Below are 19,235 nucleotides of genomic sequence, written 5' to 3' on the forward strand. Positions count from 1 at the left end.
TGCTATCCCTCATCTTCAAATTCCAAAGATAATTCCTTTATTTCTGACAACTTAGGCAAGTCAGTAAGATCATTTAAACCTAGAAGCCTTAAAAAATCATCAGTGGTGGAATATATTAGCGGTCTTCCAGGCAGATTTTTACGCCCAGCTGGTTTTATCAATCTTTTTTCTATTAATTTAGCTATCATAATCCTGGAGGATACACCCCTCAATTCATCAATATCAGCCAATACTATAGGTTGTTTATAGGCTATTATGGCAAGGGTCTCAAGCATACCCTTTGAGAGGCTCATCTTTTTCTTTAGTCCCATTACCTCCCTTATTTCATCTGCATATTTTCTATCAGTTACAAACTGGAATCCACCAGATATTTCAGCTAGTTTTATTCCACCATCCCTTTCTTCATATTCTTCAACCAATGATTTTAATATCTCCTTTATGCTTTTAGAATCAAGGCCTATATTTCTAACAAAAAAAGGCACTGTTAATGGATCACTCGATATAAATAGTAATGCCTCGATTAGACCCCTTTTCTCCCTTCTCCTTTCACACTTTCGATCAGTACAATCATCATCAACGTCTCTGCCTTTCCTTGATTGAACATCTCTTAGCTCAATAACATTACAATCATCTATTGAATTATCGGCAATTACGATGGAAGTTGCTCCATCATTTATCCTTTCCATTTCTCTCATTCCCTTTGTCAAAATATCGATCTGGTAAATATACTTATTTATTAAAGCCCTTATTCATTATATGATCTGAATAATTTCATTGAGCAGAACAATTTAATTATATCATAGAAGAAAAAAACTTTTTCCTCATATTATTTTCATTTATTGATAAGAAACATTATCAACTCGAAATATCCATATATTCCCAAAAACCACACTCTGCATCAATCTTATTTTGCTCATTTTATTCATTTCTAATATAGCCAAAAAAGATGCAATAATCTCTACTCTGTGGGAGTTATTAGAGAATATGTCAGTAAATATAATTTGATCCTTCACCCTTAATAGATTCAAAATATGAATGATAATATCACTAACATGAATCTCGTCTAAAATAATTTCATCATTATCATCTTCTCCATCTGTATTCAGCAATTTCACAAAGGCATTCATAAGATCAATAACGGAAACCTCAACAAATTCCTCCTCATTCACTATTTCAGTATGAATCGTGTCTCTTGTAAAAAAATCAGCTTGTCTCTCAATATTCTCTAAAAGATTTACAGAAGCTAGTTGAAATTTCCTGTATTCCAACAATTTCTGTATTAGCTCATGATCAATAGGAAGAGTAAAAAACTCATCTTCGATCTCTTCGCCAGGCAAAAGCGACTTTGATTTAAAATAAAGCAACTCTGAGGCCATTAAAATGAATTCAGAGGCTATCTGCATATCCATCTCTTTCATCAAACGCAAATAATCCAAATATTGATCAGTTATCTGGGAGATGTATATCTGAGTTATATCGATCTTGGCTTTTCTAATTAAACTCCACAGAAGATCAAGAGGTCCTTCAAAATTATCTATGTGCAAAATATATTTATTGGTATCCTGATCATTCAAATTTTTGTCTAATACTCTTTGCATATTCCTTTATTGAATCAATGATATTATAAAGTCTATAACTAATTTTTATCTTTTTATCAAGATACAACAATAGCGTTTAACTTAATAGTGTAAACCCTAAAAAATCTGCCTATATAATTTCTCGAAATCCCCATATGATAGGATAGGATTGTACTTAATAATATTCTTCGCTATGTAGGGTAAGGATAGCTCGTGGAATACTGGATAAAAGCTGAGTTGAAAATACATGTCTAATTATTAAAGGCTCTCATCTTCATTAGTTTTCTCCAACAAATCAGAATGCCTTGCTTCTATTCAAATATCTATCCTTCTTTATTTACTTTATTCGATAATGTTACTCTATTTTCACTTTTATCAAGAGAGAGCCTTTTCAGCAGCTTTTTGAAGTCTTTCCGGAGGGAATGGTTTTACAACAAAATCCTTTACTCCAAGCTTAATGGCCTTAGTCAAAAGATTCTCCTGACCAAGAGCTGTTACCATTATTATCTTCGCCGAGGGGTCCATGGTTAAAATATCCTCAGCAGCTTCTATGCCATCCTTCTCCCGCATTGTAATGTCCATGGTAACCAAATCTGGTTTTATCCTCTTATAGAGCGACACTGCTTCATTCCCATTTTCAGCCTCTCCTACTATTTCATGCCCTTTGGGTACAAGTGCATCTTTTACAAGAGTTCTCATGAACTTAGCGTCATCTACAATTAATATTTTTGCCATAACCTATCTCCATAAAAAATTATATGCATTCTCAGATACAAGTCACATGAATCTTAGTTTATACATACATGTATTACTCTGATGCAGTAAAATCATACGCCTTAATTGCATCACGTTCATTAAAATAATTATGACACCTAAAATAAATTAAAGACTTTCTTTAAATGTATATATATAGTCGTTAATCCTTCCAACCCTTACAATCAGATCAAAAACTTAGATCTATTCTATTTGAAATCAAAATGCTCAATCTTCACCAGTAAATAAAGATATCACATGGTTTACAGTTGTTCAACTATTTTTTTAGGTATTTCTGATAAAGAAACGACTTCATCAATCGATCCCATCTGAACAGCAACCCTATTCATACCATAAACAACCGAAGTCTTTTCATCCTGAGCAATAGTATAGCCACCCTTTTCTTTAACGTGTGAAATACCATCCGCTCCATCCCTACCCATTCCTGTCATAATAACACATAAAGCATTGCTTTCACATGTTTCAGCCATTGAATTAAAGAGAACATCAATTGATGGCATATGGCCCGATATCTTCTCACCTTTATAAAGCCTTATTATATTTCCACTTCTGTGATTCTCAAGCACCATGTGTGAGTGTCCCGGAGCTATATAACCAGAAGCAGGTAGTATTTTGTCACCATCTTCAGCTTCTTTCACGTTAAGCGACGAACTCTTATTTAGTCTTTCAGCAAAGGCATTTGTAAACCCCTCGGGCATATGCTGCACAACTAATACTGGCGATGGAAATCCATTGGGGATATCTTTGAATATCTTCAACAATGCAGCAGGACCGCCTGTTGAAGTGCCTATTCCAACTATCTTCTTTGTGTCATCCTTGATAGACTCTTCCCTTAACTTAACATTCTTACCCTTCCTATCCCCTTCACTTATCGACTTGACCTCTTCATGAGGAACTGTAACCTTACATCCATAAACAGATTTTACTTTTTCTATTAAAAGATTAGATATTTCTCTAGTAGACAATGAAACATTACTAGATGGCTTAGGAATAAAATCCACAGCCCCATACTCAAGGGCTTTAAAGGTTGCTTCCGCGCCATGCTGGGTTAAAACGCTCATCATGATAACAGGTTTTGGATTTGTCCTGATAATGTTACGCAAAGACTCAAGCCCATCCATAATAGGCATCTCAATATCCATCGTTATAACATCTGGATTGAGTTCATTATTCCTATAGATAGCAGTTTTCCCATTATTGACAGTGCCTACAACCTCTATATCCGGATCACTTTCCAGAATATCACTGATTATCTTTCTTACAAGCGGGGAATCTTCAACAACAAGCACCTTGATTTTATTAGGCATTGTTACCTCATATCTTCAATAATCTTTTTCAGAGCTTCTGTATCCATGAACACTAACATCTTGCCTAAAACACTGTCATCATCATCAAAATAAAATTCCGTATCCATCAACAATGAATAATCTCCTGATATCTTATTCTCCACAAGTATTGAATTCATTGTAGATTGAATAAAATCATGTACCACACTAGGAACGGATGGTCTAATCGCTAATCCTGTTTTGTCAGATAATACATTTAATATTGAACATCCAACTATATTAGTTAACTCCTTTAATGCTGATCCTCCATCCTCATCCAATTCTTTGGTTTTACCACTTTCAGTGCCATAGAGCATATCAATTAACTCAAACCCAATATCTTCACTCAAAAGAAAAAGTATAGCCCCTTTAATGTCTCCAACAAGAATGAAATAAACACCAATATAGACGCTATCAATCTCACCAATTATTGAGGGCATATTATTCAACGGAATAATTTTCACTTCCGGAATCGAAAGGGCAATTTTTTTATTTAGTATACTGGAGAGTGATTCAGCCGCATTTGTTATACCAATATTTGCGACTATTTGAATTTTCTGTATATCCCTTTTATCTATCTGAAGCGAATTCATTATATCTTCATTCAATCTATCATCATCCAAAGTACGCTCAATATTTGTCTGCAACTCCTCCTTAAAATCGATCAATGCCTCTTGTACCCTTTTCTGAATATCTTCATCCTCGACCTCAATAACTATGGAATCATCTAAGGCTCCATCACCATCCTCAATAACCTGAGACTTATGAATTTCTAACTCACCCTCCTCCCTGATTGTTGGCATTCTCTCTTTCTCAGATAAAGCATCTTCCGTTTTCTCCTCAGGATCGCTTTCTTGTTCTTCAACAATTCCAATATCTCTTTGATCAGAGCCAGTCTTCTCTTCCCCTATTGTCTGGGAATCAAAGAGCATCACCCTCTCATCTTCTATTTTTTCCGATCCAACAAGTCCCTTATCCAAATCCCCATCACCTTCTACCTTAGGAATTTCTAAAACTTGTTCAACTTCAAAATCCTCCTTCTCAATTACTCTCTGCTTGGACAACCTCTCCTCATTAGAAATAACATTGCTTATCATAGATTGGACATCAAGGATTAAGCATATGCTCCCGTCTCCAAGAATTGAAACACCCGAAAGGCCCTCAATATAGGTATAATTCTCTTCAATTGATTTGATAACAATTTCCTGCTTTCCTTCTAAGGAATCAACAATCACTCCAATTTTTCGATTACCATATCCAACAACAACAACAGAAATCCTCTTATCAGTATCAAGATCCCTCTCTATCCCAACAAAGTCACTAAGCCTTATTAATGATAATATTTCACCTCGGAGATTTATTACCTCATATCCCTCAATTGTAGTAATATCTGAATAAAATATTTTTATTGTTTCAACTACATCGGGCAAGGGAATAGCGTACACCTCATCTTTTACTGTAACCATAATTGCAGGTGTAATGGCGAGCGTTAGTGGAAAGGTAAGAATAAATTTTGTCCCCATTCCAACCTCAGTTTCAATTCTAACATTTCCACTCAATTCATTAACGATCTCTCGCACAACATTCATGCCTACTCCACGGCCTGATATATCAGTGACAACATCAGAAGTGGAAAAACCTGGAGAAAAAATAAAATCATAGATATCATCATTATCCATGTTAGCCAAAATCTCATTGGTTGTAATTCCTTTCTCTAAAGCCTTGCTCTTGATCTTCTCTATATTTAAACCCCGTCCGTCATCACTTACCTCAACTATAATCTGATTTCCTCGCTGGTAAGCACTAAGGGTTATTGTAGCCTCTTCTGATTTTCCCAATTTTCTCCTTTCCTCTGGCGATTCCACTCCATGATCAATCGCATTTCTCATTAAATGCATCAGGGGTTCACCAATTGCATCAATCACCTTTTTGTCTAGCTCTGTATCCTCTCCCTTAAGATCCAACTTTACCAATTTATTAAACTCCTTTGAAAGATCTCTAACCAATCGCTTAAACCTAACGAAAATTTGACCAATAGGGAGCATACGAGTTTTCATTATTCCGCTCTGAAGGTCCTTTGCAATTCGGGACATCTGATCCATTCGATTCTTAAACTCACTTATGAGCGTCTTACTTATTTGAACATCCTTCATCTCCTCATAAAGTTTATGAAATCCGGAATTTGATATTACAAGTTCACCTACATTATTTAACAGCATATCTAGTTTATCTACCGAAACCTTCACTATTTTTATCCCGGGCACCCTTTTATCCCCAGTCTTAGCAGTTTGTTCAATTTTTTCATCTTCTTCATCAATAATCTCTTCTTTGCCAATATTCGTCTTATCCTCTCCAAGAGGATCTAAAGAATCCTCACCTTCCCCTTTTTCAGTCTCCTCAACAAGTGTTTCATTCCCATGAAATCTTAATGCCATCTTTTCATTCTTTTTTATAAGACTAATCTTCCTCATATCAATCCGGCTTATAAGATCCAGTTCACATGCCCTTCTCAACTCTTCTACAGATTGATCAGTTAACAGAATAACCCTAAAGACATTATTGTTCCATTCATCATTTAATTCGTCCTCTGAAGGCATAGTCTTCATTATATCGCTAATCTGTTGTAGATTATTTATAATGAGTTGTGATTTTACCCATTTCATTGGAGCGGAGGGATTTATATAGATTGCTATCTCAGAGCATGATCTCCCAGACCTCAATCCTTTATGTATAAGCTTTCTCTCATCAGGAGTTAAATTAGTTTCGAGTTCCTCCTTTTTTTCTGATATTACTTCTCGCCTTTCATAGGTAGTATCCCCGGTCCCTTCAGCAACCTCTTGAATCCGATCCATAATCTCCTTCAAGTTCTGATTAGGTTCTTCACCAGCAGCAACTGAAGAGATTATTGAGTTTATAACATCAAAACACTTAAATAAAACGTCAACAATATCAGGACGAATCTTCATTGTCCCATCCCGAATGCCCTGCAGGAGGTTTTCCATTTTATGTGCAAGATCGCTAAGATCACACAAACCTACGAAAGCTGCGGAGCTTTTTAGAGAATGGGCTGTTCTAAATATGTTATTAATAGTATCACTATTATTAGGATTTTTTTCGAGTTCTAAAAGATTTTGATTTAGCTCCTGAAGCTGTTCATCTGCCTCTTCCAAAAATAATTCCTGATATTCACCAATGCTAAATGTCATTGTTTGTCACTTATCATCCTTTCATCGTTATATGTAATCATCATTGATCCTCTCTTGGCTTCGATTCCTCGAATAGCATATTATCTAAACTCAAGATTACAATCAATCTATCTTCAACCCTTCCAACTCCACTGATAAACTCCTCCGAAACGCCCTCAATTAGTTCATTAGGCTGATCAACATTATTTTGCGGAAGTCTTACCACATGAAGAACTACATCTACAATGAGACCCACAAGTTTATCATTTGTCTCAACTACAATTATTCTCGTTGAGTCTGTAATCTCACCCTTCTCAAAGCCAAATCGCTCCCGCACATCAACAACAGGGATCACATGACCCCTTAAATTAATAACCCCTCTAATAAAGGATGGAACATTCGGTAGTCTTGTGATATCTGCTATTTTCAATATCTCATGTACTGAAAGTATATCAATTCCATATTCTATTTCATCTAACAATAAAAATGTAACAAGTTGAATTACGTTCTCATCAACTAATGACTCTAAATCTTCCTCGTTATCGCCTTTCTCAATTATGCCGGTCTTATCATTTTCTACTTTAGATATACTCATATGGATCAACCTAATTTATTAAACATTTCGCTATGTCTTATAATCGATTATATCTTTTTATATATGACAAAGGAACTAACCAACTACAAGACTAAGAGCTATAATCACTTAATACTCATTCGTAGGAATGAATTCATGACAACCCCTATGCCCCCCCTCAAACGCAGCGAATGATTTCATCAATAATTACAACAAAAAAAGGCATTTAATAAATACCTGAATAAATATTATTTTTTAGAGTAATTTAGAAACTCACATAACACGACAGGATAACCCTAAATATCTATAAGATAAAGAGGTAAATATATTTTCATACTAAAATTACTAGCGATAATAATGTTATAGCATATTATCTCCCATTTCAAGCATTTTTAGATAATAATCAACATTAAGTGAAAGTAGCATGTAACTTCTTTATCTATTTTTATTGATCAGGATTGTGAAGATGATGTTTGATTCATAATCTTTATCGCAAATACGCTATAGATCAATTATCATTTGCTATTTGTTTTAATAGAATTGGATCATCTGAGATTATTCCATCAACCCCCAGATTAAACAACCGTATGATATCGTCTCTATTATTTATAGTCCACACATGCACTTGGATTCCCTTATTATGAGCATGTTTTACGAATGATTTTGTAACAATCCTGATTGGCCCGAAATGCTCTGGTATCTGTAAGGCATCACCATTAAAATGAGAAGTGAGAAACATGAATCCTGTTTTATACAGCGTATAGAATCCCAACGCTTCCCATAAGCTGAAGGAAGTTGCCATATCTGGAAACAATTTCCTAATGCCCTTCAAATTAACGCTATGCTCTGATGCTGTCAACACCCTATTCTGTGCATTATGCCTTTTGATAATATCCGCATAATATCCGATCTGTTCTTGATTTTTTTCCTTAAGGTCAATATTAAATCTTTGATTAGGGAATTCATTCAGCATTTCTTCAAGGGATAGCAATTTTATATTTTTCCCCTTAAATGGATAGGTTTTGCCATTATCTTTTGTAAATCGAAATCCCGCATCAAACTGCTTTAGTTCTTTTATTGAATAATCCCTTACATTTCCAACACCTTCTGTTAACCTTTCAAGACTTTCATCATGAATAACAATAAATCCCTTATCCTTAGTAAAATGAATATCCGTTTCAATCACATCAACCCCTAGTTCTACAGCCCTTTTAAAAGAGAGAAGAGTATTTTCCGGAAATTCGATTGGCACACCTCTATGTGCAAATACCCTTGTATCGTTATCAAAAAAATGTTTTGCCATAGTGTATTCCTTTAATTTACGTTTAATAAAAAGAGTTTAATCCTTACTCCGAACTCATCAGGATGCATAAGGATTCATCTCCATTAATATACATCCATCAAAACACATTCAATAATTTCTTATAATTTTTTGTTGATTTTTCATACCGATTCATTATAATCATAACAGATATTGTCAATATAGCATACTAATTATTTTTCTGGTTCATAACAATATTACATTATATTATTATAATGTAATGAAATATACTAACTTGCAGGAAAATAAATCAAGGGCGGTTTTAGCATATTCAAATTTCAACACCTTTAGAAGGACGTAGTTTCATGGGATTTGTCCATATTCAAAGGGTATAAATACCCATGAACAATTTCTAATATTGAAATCAATATGCTCTTAAACTCAGTCCTCATGAAAAGATGTGAACCCTTATGGGGGTAGTTTTATGCATAATCACAACCTAAAGGATTAATAATTATGGCAAAAGCAACATCACTATTAAAAGCATATCTAAGTGAATCCATTCCATCTAGGGGAGGATTTATTATCTCAGCCTATTTTGATCCAGATTCCATTTATGCCAGATACGAGATAACAGCATATGTCAATGTCAAGGAGATATTAAAAAATCAGGATGGCCTACAATTCAATACTGATGGGAACAGAACACACATCCTTGTGGAGCCACCTACATACCCACAAAAATCTGTAGAACCAACATTTAGGGATCAAGATAAATCTATACCCTATCGATTCAACGAGTTACACATTTATTCTGGGAGGAAACAGGAAAAGATCATGATACCTAAAGAGCCGACCATGCTTCATTCCTATTTTAGTGTTACGGATACTCATGGAGAAAATTTTTCTTTCGTATTTCACCCAACAGAGGATGTTTATGTGGCAATGAGAAAATTCATTGCAGATACACTCTATAATGACTGTAACATAGAAAAAAATGATGCTCTTGAAGCATCTAAACTTGCTCTTGAGACAATTAAAAAATTCAGCATATGGAAGAAATAGGTTTTAATAAAAATATTGACAAAATTGATTATAGGGATTATTAACTATCATTATTATAAACTGACATATCTGTTCCTTATAAAAATATTATAATAAATAAATTTATACTTGATATTCTATAAATAGTCTATTTTTGCTCATCTCTATGAGCAATTTGGAATTATACGGTTGCGCCCTCTACTACATAATATTTACGCTAAAACTCCCTGTACCATTGACAAAAGGGGAATTCAAGGATAGGTTATTTTACCACAATGAATGATAGTAATAAAATTAGACAATAGGCTTTTCAATTCATATGCAACTAATTATTTCACATAAAGGCTGGACAATTCAATTAATATGACTTCAGATGAATCCTGGTATAAAAAGAGTATTTCAGGAATAAAAAAATTTTTTCAAAAACCCATTAAACCCAAAGATGAAGAAGGAAGAGATGATGACATCTTCTTTGATTCTATTGCCTTTGATAGATTAGAAAGACCCCAACAGGAGATAATAAAAAGTATAATCGAACTCCCTAATAAAAATGCCAGGGAGATAATGATTCCCAGAGTGGATGTGATCAGCACTTCATCGAAGACAACACTAAAAGCTCTTCTAAAACTCGTCACCAACACAGACCATACAAGAATACCTGTATATGATGGCACAATTGACAATATCATTGGCATATTATATCTAAAAGACATATTCAAATTTTTAATAGACAAACCTCGCAACTTTCAGCTAAGGAAAAATCTTCACAAACCCCACTTTATCCCAGAAACAATACCGTTAGACGATCTTCTTCTTGAGTTTAAAAAAATCAAACTGCATATTGCTATTGTTGTTGATGAATATGGGGGATTTAGCGGTATATTAACGTTAGAGGATATCTTGGAAGAGATTGTTGGTGAAATCAATAATAGCGCAAATGATGAATTGCATTCTGCCCAGAAAATAGGCAAGAATATTTATAAAGTAGATTCAAGAATGCCAATATCAGATTTTAATGAAGAAGCTGGAATATATCTACCAACGGATGAGTTTGATACAATCGGGGGATTCGTTTTTGATCTATTTGGGAAGATCCCCCAAAAGAATGAAACTGTCAAGTATGAGAACACATCCTTTAAGATATCCGATATAAAGGGCACTCGTATTGATCGAATTCTTATAAGAATTTCCGGTAGAGAACAAGATTGATTATGGAAATTCAAAAAACTACCGGGATTGTATTGTCGTCCGTCACATTAGGCGAAGCTGATAAGATTGCCAGAATATATACTAAAGAGTATGGGAAGAGAAATTTTATTTTTAAAGGCATTAAAAAGAGCAAAAGGCGCCCCATAACTGTTGCAGAACCAGGCACAATCTCAAAGTTAGTATATTATTTCCATGAAGATAAGGATATCTATTTAGTTAATGAATTTCAAATCTTCAAACAATACTTTGCCATTCGAAACAATTTTAAAAAAATTGTGGTTCTCTATTTTCTGCTCGAAACAGCAGAAAAGACATCCGCTTACAATGATCCAAACAGGTCTATCTTTGATCTGATTGTGGCGGGAATAGATAACCTTGTAAAAACAGAATACCTTGAACACTTCTCTGTTTTTTTCATTCTTCATATTTTAAGGCTTAATGGCATTCTGCCTGATCTTAATATATGTAAAATGTGCCACAGACATGATTATGATGAATTCGCTATAGACCTCACTGATTTTTACCCCATTTGCAGGAACTGTTCTAATTCAATGAAAAACAATAAAATGCTTTTTCACATGAGAATAAAAGAATATATTGATCTGGTTTTATTACAGAAATACGTTTCCATAAATCATTCCCTATTCCCTGTAGAAGATATACTTAATCTGTTATTTTATTTAATTCTTTTTATTGAAAGCTATTTTCATGTTGAAATCAAATCAAAAAATTTTATCCTCCAAAAACATTACTAACATTAGATGATATATTATTTATAAATCCATTATAACAAAATTCATTCATTGATGACATTTACTATTCATACCATTAATATTTAGGCATATTTATTAATATTATCAATAAGGGGAGATAAAGTATATGATTGAACGATATTCAAGAGAAGAGATTGCCACAATATGGTCGCTTGAAAACAAATTCAGGATATGGCTCGATATTGAAATAGCCGCATGCGAAGCATGGGCTGAGCTTGGGATTATTCCTCAGGAAGACCTCATCACTATTAAAGAAAAAGCAGCCTTTAATGTTAATAGAATAATTGAAATTGAAGCAGAGGTTCATCACGATGTGATCGCCTTCCTGACGTCAGTTGCAGAAAATGTAGGGCCATCCAGCAGATACATCCATTACGGCTTAACATCCAGCGATATTGGAGACACCGCCCTATCCATACAGCTGAAACAATCAGGGGAAATAATATTAAAGGGAATAGATGCCCTAATAACAGAACTAAAAAATTGTGCAATCACCTACAAAAACACACCCTGTATAGGAAGATCACACGGCGTTCATGCTGAGCCGACCACATTTGGTTTAAAGATAGCACTATACTTTGATGAATTTAGAAGAAACCGAGAAAGACTTTTAAGATCAATAGAGAATATCTCCATAGGCAAATTATCAGGAGCAGTTGGAACCTTCAGCAACATACCCCCTCCAATTGAATCTTATGTATGTCAAAAATTCGGTCTTAAACCAGCTCCAGTTTCTACACAAATAATACAGCGTGACAGACACGCTGAGTTTATGGCTGCAATTGCAATCGCTGCCGGCAGCCTGGACAAACTCGCTACAGAGATAAGGCACCTCCAAAAGACTGAGGTTAGAGAGGTTGAAGAGCCATTTCAGAAGGGCCAGAAGGGTTCTTCAGCAATGCCTCACAAAAGAAACCCGATTCTATGCGAGAGGGTATCAGGTTTATGTCGGGTAATAAAGTCAAATATGAATGTAGCATTAGATAACATAACACTATGGCATGAAAGAGATATATCACATTCATCTGCTGAGAGAGTAATCTTGCCTGATTCCACAATAGCCCTGGATTATCTAATTCATAGAATGATATTTATAATAAAGAATCTCCATGTCTATCCAGATTCAATGCTGGAGAATCTAAATAGAACTGGTGGACTCTTCTTTTCTCAATCCCTTCTACTTAAACTAGTTGAAAATGGATTAACCAGAGAAGAATCATATAAACTGGTGCAGCGCATTGCAATGAGAGTCTGGGACAGAGAAAATAATCTCCAAGAACTCGCTAAAAGGGAAAAATCTATTATGCAGAAGCTATCAGAAGATGAATTTAGTGAGATATTCAGTATTGATAAGTATTTAACAAACATCGATTATATTTTCAAAAGGGTTGGATTGGAGTAAAGGCAAGTTTAAACTCAGTTATCAAACCCAAAGAGTAGCATGATATAATCAAGCTTAGATATATAACCATCCTGATCTATAATAACCGCTAAGGATACATTCCTATCATTAATTCGTATTTTCATGAAAAGTTGTTAACCCCTAAAAAAGTGTCATAATCTCAATCAGGGGTGGGGATTATGACACTTTACCCACTATTTTAAAAACTTACAAAGATTGCTATTTTTCAAATTGCGTCTAAATTGTTCTTGCTCAAATAACATACGCTTTTTAAAAAAGTAAAAAATTTTTCATAAAAGGAAAATATACATTAACATACAATCAGGAGAATTTCATGAAACTCTTTTGCTTACTTTGTATTTCAATCGTAATATTATTAGCATTTATATTCATTTGTGTTAGTAGACTACTTGCTGGAAGCGTATATCACACATCTTATCAAAGCGTTGAATTTATTAGATCATTAAACAGGAACGCATCAACTGAAGTAGACGCAACATTCTTCAATCCCGCTGGAACTGCAAGGTTGGAGGATGGGCTTTACTTTTATTTAAGCAACCATTCTCTTTTTCAGACTAAGACAATAGAGGATACAACCATATTACCAGCCAGCATGAATTCTGTTCAATTGAAGGATGAATATGTAGGTGATGTTAATGCATATATCTTCCCTAATGCCTATGTAGTCTACAAGACCGAGGATTGGGCATTTTTTGGTGGTTTACTACCTTTAGCCGGAGGTGGCAGCGCGGATTTTTCAGAGGGATTTCCTTCATTACAAATAAGCGCTCTTAGATTAATTGGCAATCCCCTTGATGAAGGAGACCCAAGTTCTACAGTTACTGGTTTAGATTCATTTATATCAGAATTCAAGGGGTCATCCGTCTATTTTAGCGGTCAGCTCGGATTAGCTTATAATTTAAATGATACTATATCCATAGCACTTGCTGGAAGAACGGCATATGCCTACAACAAATATGATGGAAAGATAACAGCCATATACTCAACCCAAGCAGATGAGCAACGCTCCTTAACACAAAATATCGACTTTAAGGAGACAGGTATATGCTATTCTATAATAACAGGAGTGAATGCTGCCCCGACTTCAGAGCTTAATATTGGCGTTAAATTTGAGTATAATACCAAATTAGTGTTAGAACGTGATAAATCTAGCGGAGATACTAGTAGTTACCCTGATGGCGAACGGACAAAAAAGACACTACCCATGGTAGCTACACTCGGAATATCATATATGATAATGCCAGGACTTAGGATTGAGACTGACTTTAGCAATTATTTTAATAAGCAAGTTGATTGGGATGGCGCGGAGGATGATTACAATCATGGTTGGGAAGCAGGCATAGGATTGGAATATGTTATAAACTCTAAACTCAAGGCAAGTGCTGGTTATCTCTACACAATTAAAGGAGCAACTGAAGAGTCTCTCTCTGAAATGAGCATGTATCTCGATCTACATCAAATCGGATTAGGAGCTGTGTATAGCGTTAATCAAGATGTTGATGTTTCCATCGGATATATGTATGGAATATATATGGAAGAAGAAGTGGATAGCCTATCTAAAAATTTTGGTTTAGAAGGGACTCTAAAACTTGACCAGACGGTATGGGATATTGGAATTGGATTAACATACAAGGCCATGTAGATTTATTTATTAAGATTATTCTCTTACGTGCAAGGATGGGATTGACTTCAAATTCGATAAAACAAGTATTTAAACCAAGATTACAGAATCAATTATACTCATTCTAAATAGGTTTGCAAAAAATCTTTATCCAAAATTAACCAACTTTTAACCGTAACTCCTCGTAATCAGAAGACTTACAGAAGTTAAGATATAATAAAAATTTTATACTTTCGTAATCTCAAGTCGACTGAGTATAGCGCATTAGACAGGGTGGATGACCGACTAAGGGAGCATGAGAATGGAGTAAATACTTGGGAACAAACCATGGAGTAGAATCAGAATAAATTGTCCGAGGAGACTGAGGTGGATAGGATCAATCAATTTCCTATACTCGATTTAAAATATCTTGCCTCTATATTTGTATATTTTACTGAATTTCTTTTTAGAATTGCAATGTCATGAAGTATTTCAAATATCTCATGAACTTCGAAAGGTTTCTGAATAAAGGCATAAGCTCCTTTTTGAACGAATTGATTGTTATCCAAATCTAGTTTTCCACTCATAAATACAACCGGCACCTGTGGATCTACCGCTTTTATTTTTTCAAATACCTGATAACCAGTCATATCCGGCATTACCACATCAAGAAAAACCACATCAGGTCTACATCTAAGCAAAGAAGTAATAGCTCTCTCCCCTTTATTTTCAATAATATAGTTTTCAATGCAGGCTTTCCGAAATATCAATTTCATTAAATCAATCATCTTTTCCTCATCGTCAATAACTATCACTCGTAAATCTTTAATCTTTTCTATTCCTAAATCGAATACTTTTGCTTTTTGGGTCTCCTCCCTCACCAATCCTGATGCAACAGTAGGCATTTTTATAATGAAAGTTGTGCCTTTGCCATACTCAGATTCAACTGCAATTGTACCATTATGTTGTTTTATTATCGTTTGTGTCACGGAAAGGCCTAATCCAGAACCGAGTATTCCCAGGTTATCCTTTGCCCAGCCACCCTTAGTTGTAAAAAAGGGATCAAATATTTTTATCCTCGTGGCTTCTTCCATGCCAATTCCTGTATCAGAAAATCTTATCTCAACATGTTTATTCTCTTCTTTTACTGAAATTGAAATCTTTCCTTTCCCTTTGGGTTTAATGGCATGTGATGCATTTATTATGAGGTTAATGAATACCTGCTCAATCTGACCCCGATCATAAGAGACTCTACTATGATCTTTATATTCTCTCTCAACTTTAATACTTTCCAAATACAACTGCTTCTCTTGAATTTTTATTATTTCATCAATAGTCTTGGTAATATCCATTGATATGAATTTTAGCTCCTTAGGTTTGGCATATGCCATCAATTTTTTTACTAAATCACTACCACGTTTAGAAATGCCTTCAATAACATGTAGAGAATCCTTAATCTCAGTAACAGAATCTTCCGCATTTGATAATTGAGCATGACCCAGAATGATGGTAAGCAAATTATTAAACTCATGTGCGACACCGCTTGCGAGTTGTCCTAAAGCCTCCATCTTTTGCATTTTTACAATTTGAACTTCAATCTCCTTTTTTGCTTCTTCTGCGCGCTTTAGATCTGTAATGTCAGATATCACCATCAGGATGCAGTCTTTTCTTAATATTACAGCACGGCTTATGCTTATCTCAACCCAAAAGGGTTGTCCATGTTTGTCTTGGATATTCCATTCAAAATGTACAATCTTTTTATAAGAATCAGGGGCATTTATGAGGTCAACAACCTTGTCATTAACAATTTGATCAAATATTTCAACTACACCCTTTCGCAATACTTCCTCTCTCTTCTTTCCAAACATATTACAATAGGCTATATTTACAGACTCGATTCTTAATGATTTGTTTATTGTTAAGATGGCATCTGGCACATTGGATACAATGTTCTCGTAATGTTCCTTTAACCTATTTATTTCTAAATCAGCCTTTATTCTGTCAGTCATATCCCTTAAAATACACTGTATGCCAATCACAACATTTTCATTCATAATTGGTCTCATCCCCAACTCCCCAATTCTATCCTCATTATTCCCGGCTGTAACTATTACCTCTACCGTATCCATCTGCTTCCCTTCCAATATCTCTTTAGACTTAATTTCGTACATTCTATCCTTAATGGAAGAGATAATCATTCTATCGCTCTTTCCAATCAATTCCTTTTTCTTATATTTCGTAACCTCCTCCATCTTCTGATTCACAGAAGTAAAAATCCCGTTTGTATTAACAGTATAAATAATATCACTAGCTGAATCATATAAGTCCCTGTATCTCTCTTCAGATAACTCCAACTCATACATCTTTATTTGAAGCGAATTTAACAATTTTTTGTTCTCCAACTCCAATCTATAACTATGTACCGCATTATAGATAGGTTTTAAAAGCTGCTCAATATCCTCAAGGGGTTTCAATAAATAATCATAGGCCTTTAAGGAGACAGCTTCTCTAGCAGTATCCAGACTTGCGAATCCTGTTAATAGAATAACAGGCAAATCTTCATCCAATTCATTCACCTTCGACAAAAACTCGATTCCATCCATTCCCGGCAATTTTATGTCACATATAATCACCTCATAATCATTGGAATCAAATTTGTTCAACCCCTCTTCAGCAGTGCCAACTGCTTCCACCTTAATATTCCTTTTTATAAGACTCGAAGCCATGGCATATCTGAAATCCTCGTCGTCTTCAATTAATAATAAATTAATTGTTCCTAATTTCTGAATATCCATTTGTTTAAGCTCCTCCCCAATTATTGATTGTAAGGAATGATTACTGTATATTTTGTCCCCCTGCCCGATTCGTTATTAACAATCATATCCCCATTAAAACGCTTAATTATATTGTAACTTATGGCCAAACCCAACGCGCTTCTTTCCCCATATTCTTTTTTTATGGAGAATGGATCAAATGCTATGTTTAAATCATCCTCAGAAACACATTTATCATTATTTGAAATCTCAACTATAACATTATCTGCGGTGTTGTTGGTTTTCACAAAAATCCGTCCCTCTTTCTTGATGGGCTCCATAGCTTTTCTAAAGATATAAATAAAAACCTGCTTCATCTGCATAGAATCTGCCTTAATCGTTGGCAGATTTGGGCTAAGTTCTTTTAATATTGTTACATCTAAATATGGGTTTTCTACTTTAATTTTAGTTGTAATAATTTCTAAAATCTCGTTAAAATCCAAATCAATTAAACTTAGACTATCACTTTCCCTGGAAAAGGAGAGCAGTTCATTTACAATATCCTTGCACTCGCTGGTGGACTTAACAATGCTGTTTAAATGATCCCAACGCAAATCATCATTGGAAATGTCCTCCAATACATCCTGCACATAGCTCCGAACAGCTCCAACGGGATTATTCAGCTCATGAGCCATTCCTGCCGCTAACTGACCTACTGTGGCCATCTTTTCCTCATGGATTAAATGATCTCTGCTGGCTTTCAATTCTGCAAGGCGCTTCTGCAGTTCTTCATTAGTCTTTTGAAGCTCTTCAGTCCTCTCCTCCACCTTTTGCAATAATTCCTCATTTAGTTTTTCAACACTTACAAGAGAATCGATTAACGCCAAATTCTGTTCATCATTCATTCTTATATTATCATTCAGTGTTCTCTTGTAATCTATTATTCGACCTCCCCAAAAAAATGCAACAGGAATCAACATTATTGATAAGATTGATAATTGAAATATGCTAATTATTTCCCATTGTAATAGCAAATAAGATAAATATACCACAATGAGTCCCCCTAGTAAAGCATAAAACCTGAGCCTCTTATATGCATAATTAATCCACCTTACTTCGTAAATACATGAATCCGCTCCCTCCGCAGCACACTGAGTCTCTGTAATTTTAGCATAAGGCAAATTCCAGAATGTCGGCACAGCGCATAGCTGTCCCTTGACATTAAGACAATTATTCTTATCCTGCTTTAAGTCGTCTTTCAGCCGAAAATCAATAACTGCTTTATTTCTCTTAAAAAATAAGAGTCTAAAGTTTCCAACTCTTGCCCAATGATCAATAAACCTGCTGCAATTTTTGTAAAAAGTAATAGGTGACGGGAAAATATTCATTATCGTTTTAAGAATGCCCCAAGTCTCAATAAATCTGACTGCATTCAATCCGTATGTATAGGGTGTTTTCGGGTCTCCTGTATACTCAACCATCGCTTTAAGCAAATTACAGAAATATTCATAGCTTACCCAGTTGTCATTCTTTTCAAAAAATTCCAAAGGCATTCCAGTACCTTCAATGAGTTTCCTTAACTCCTCCTTTCCATACTCCTCTTCAAATGAATATAATAAATGATTTACTACTGTAAGACCAAAATCCATTCTTGTATTTTTTGGATCAATAGCAACGTTTTTCATAAAAATTCCTTCTTAAATTATTCTCATTTTATAGCATTGAAGATAGGCACAA

14 protein-coding genes are annotated in these 19,235 nt (G+C 34.7%); 5 read left to right on the forward strand and 9 right to left on the reverse strand.

The window, feature by feature from the left end; genetic code table 11:
- Positions 1-2: 2 nt before the first annotated feature.
- The 7 genes from scpB to SVZ03_00380 form a co-directional block, all read right to left on the reverse strand.
- Complete coding sequence (gene scpB, locus SVZ03_00350) at positions 3-521, reverse strand: SMC-Scp complex subunit ScpB (protein ID MDY6932654.1); 519 nt, start codon at positions 519-521, stop codon at positions 3-5.
- Between the two features lie 315 nt (positions 522-836).
- A complete protein-coding gene (locus tag SVZ03_00355; protein MDY6932655.1) occupies positions 837-1,598 on the reverse strand; it encodes a segregation/condensation protein A in 762 nt (253 codons plus the stop codon).
- A 354-nt stretch (positions 1,599-1,952) separates the two neighbouring features.
- On the reverse strand, positions 1,953-2,312 hold the full coding sequence (locus SVZ03_00360; protein ID MDY6932656.1) for a response regulator: 360 nt from the start codon (positions 2,310-2,312) through the stop codon (positions 1,953-1,955).
- A gap of 281 nt (positions 2,313-2,593) precedes the next feature.
- Positions 2,594-3,658, reverse strand: a complete 1,065-nt coding sequence (locus SVZ03_00365) for a chemotaxis response regulator protein-glutamate methylesterase (protein MDY6932657.1) — start codon at positions 3,656-3,658, stop codon at positions 2,594-2,596.
- 2 nt (positions 3,659-3,660) lie between these two features.
- Positions 3,661-6,882: a chemotaxis protein CheW gene (locus SVZ03_00370; protein MDY6932658.1), complete on the reverse strand. Its 3,222-nt coding sequence runs from the start codon at positions 6,880-6,882 to the stop codon at positions 3,661-3,663.
- A gap of 40 nt (positions 6,883-6,922) precedes the next feature.
- Entirely contained in the window at positions 6,923-7,456 is a 534-nt protein-coding gene (locus SVZ03_00375) for a chemotaxis protein CheW (GenBank protein MDY6932659.1), read from the reverse strand.
- 487 nt (positions 7,457-7,943) lie between these two features.
- The gene (locus tag SVZ03_00380; protein ID MDY6932660.1) at positions 7,944-8,738 is read right to left on the reverse strand and encodes a glycerophosphodiester phosphodiesterase; all 795 of its coding nucleotides are present in this window, start codon (positions 8,736-8,738) and stop codon (positions 7,944-7,946) included.
- Positions 8,739-9,212: 474 nt separating this feature from the next.
- Between SVZ03_00380 and SVZ03_00385 the strand changes: the two genes are divergently transcribed.
- From SVZ03_00385 to SVZ03_00405, 5 genes are all read left to right on the forward strand, one after another.
- Positions 9,213-9,761, forward strand: a complete 549-nt coding sequence (locus SVZ03_00385; protein MDY6932661.1) for a hypothetical protein — start codon at positions 9,213-9,215, stop codon at positions 9,759-9,761.
- Between the two features lie 342 nt (positions 9,762-10,103).
- Positions 10,104-10,949 carry a hemolysin family protein gene (locus SVZ03_00390; GenBank protein ID MDY6932662.1) on the forward strand — a complete coding sequence of 282 codons (846 nt, stop codon included), beginning with the start codon at positions 10,104-10,106 and terminating at the stop codon, positions 10,947-10,949.
- A 2-nt stretch (positions 10,950-10,951) separates the two neighbouring features.
- Positions 10,952-11,704: a DNA repair protein RecO gene (recO, locus tag SVZ03_00395; GenBank protein ID MDY6932663.1), complete on the forward strand. Its 753-nt coding sequence runs from the start codon at positions 10,952-10,954 to the stop codon at positions 11,702-11,704.
- A gap of 124 nt (positions 11,705-11,828) precedes the next feature.
- Positions 11,829-13,124 carry an adenylosuccinate lyase gene (purB, locus tag SVZ03_00400; GenBank protein ID MDY6932664.1) on the forward strand — a complete coding sequence of 432 codons (1,296 nt, stop codon included), beginning with the start codon at positions 11,829-11,831 and terminating at the stop codon, positions 13,122-13,124.
- 334 nt (positions 13,125-13,458) lie between these two features.
- Positions 13,459-14,787 carry a hypothetical protein gene (locus tag SVZ03_00405; GenBank protein ID MDY6932665.1) on the forward strand — a complete coding sequence of 443 codons (1,329 nt, stop codon included), beginning with the start codon at positions 13,459-13,461 and terminating at the stop codon, positions 14,785-14,787.
- A 359-nt stretch (positions 14,788-15,146) separates the two neighbouring features.
- Here SVZ03_00405 and SVZ03_00410 read toward each other — a convergent pair whose 3' ends face one another.
- Positions 15,147-17,540, reverse strand: coding sequence for a response regulator (locus SVZ03_00410; protein ID MDY6932666.1), 2,394 nt, complete (start codon positions 17,538-17,540; stop codon positions 15,147-15,149).
- A 20-nt stretch (positions 17,541-17,560) separates the two neighbouring features.
- Positions 17,561-19,183 carry a histidine kinase dimerization/phospho-acceptor domain-containing protein gene (locus SVZ03_00415; GenBank protein MDY6932667.1) on the reverse strand — a complete coding sequence of 541 codons (1,623 nt, stop codon included), beginning with the start codon at positions 19,181-19,183 and terminating at the stop codon, positions 17,561-17,563.
- Between the last annotated feature and the right edge of the window lie 52 nt (positions 19,184-19,235).

The sequence above is a fragment of the Spirochaetota bacterium genome (assembly GCA_034190085.1).
Taxonomy (GTDB): Bacteria; Spirochaetota; UBA4802; order UBA4802; family JAFGDQ01; genus JAXHTS01.

What these genes read in the sequence shown, in the direction of transcription:
- SVZ03_00360 (MDY6932656.1), bottom strand. Translation starts at nt 2,312, where the DNA reads ATGGCAAAAATATTAATTGTAGATGACGCTAAGTTCATGAGAACTCTT.
- SVZ03_00415 (MDY6932667.1), bottom strand. Translation starts at nt 19,183, where the DNA reads ATGAAAAACGTTGCTATTGATCCAAAAAATACAAGAATGGATTTTGGT.
- SVZ03_00370 (MDY6932658.1), bottom strand. Translation starts at nt 6,882, where the DNA reads ATGACATTTAGCATTGGTGAATATCAGGAATTATTTTTGGAAGAGGCA.
- recO (MDY6932663.1), top strand. Translation starts at nt 10,952, where the DNA reads ATGGAAATTCAAAAAACTACCGGGATTGTATTGTCGTCCGTCACATTA.
- SVZ03_00390 (MDY6932662.1), top strand. Translation starts at nt 10,104, where the DNA reads ATGACTTCAGATGAATCCTGGTATAAAAAGAGTATTTCAGGAATAAAA.
- SVZ03_00375 (MDY6932659.1), bottom strand. Translation starts at nt 7,456, where the DNA reads ATGAGTATATCTAAAGTAGAAAATGATAAGACCGGCATAATTGAGAAA.
- SVZ03_00380 (MDY6932660.1), bottom strand. Translation starts at nt 8,738, where the DNA reads ATGGCAAAACATTTTTTTGATAACGATACAAGGGTATTTGCACATAGA.
- SVZ03_00405 (MDY6932665.1), top strand. Translation starts at nt 13,459, where the DNA reads ATGAAACTCTTTTGCTTACTTTGTATTTCAATCGTAATATTATTAGCA.
- purB (MDY6932664.1), top strand. Translation starts at nt 11,829, where the DNA reads ATGATTGAACGATATTCAAGAGAAGAGATTGCCACAATATGGTCGCTT.
- SVZ03_00365 (MDY6932657.1), bottom strand. Translation starts at nt 3,658, where the DNA reads ATGCCTAATAAAATCAAGGTGCTTGTTGTTGAAGATTCCCCGCTTGTA.
- SVZ03_00385 (MDY6932661.1), top strand. Translation starts at nt 9,213, where the DNA reads ATGGCAAAAGCAACATCACTATTAAAAGCATATCTAAGTGAATCCATT.
- SVZ03_00410 (MDY6932666.1), bottom strand. Translation starts at nt 17,540, where the DNA reads ATGGATATTCAGAAATTAGGAACAATTAATTTATTATTAATTGAAGAC.
- SVZ03_00355 (MDY6932655.1), bottom strand. Translation starts at nt 1,598, where the DNA reads ATGCAAAGAGTATTAGACAAAAATTTGAATGATCAGGATACCAATAAA.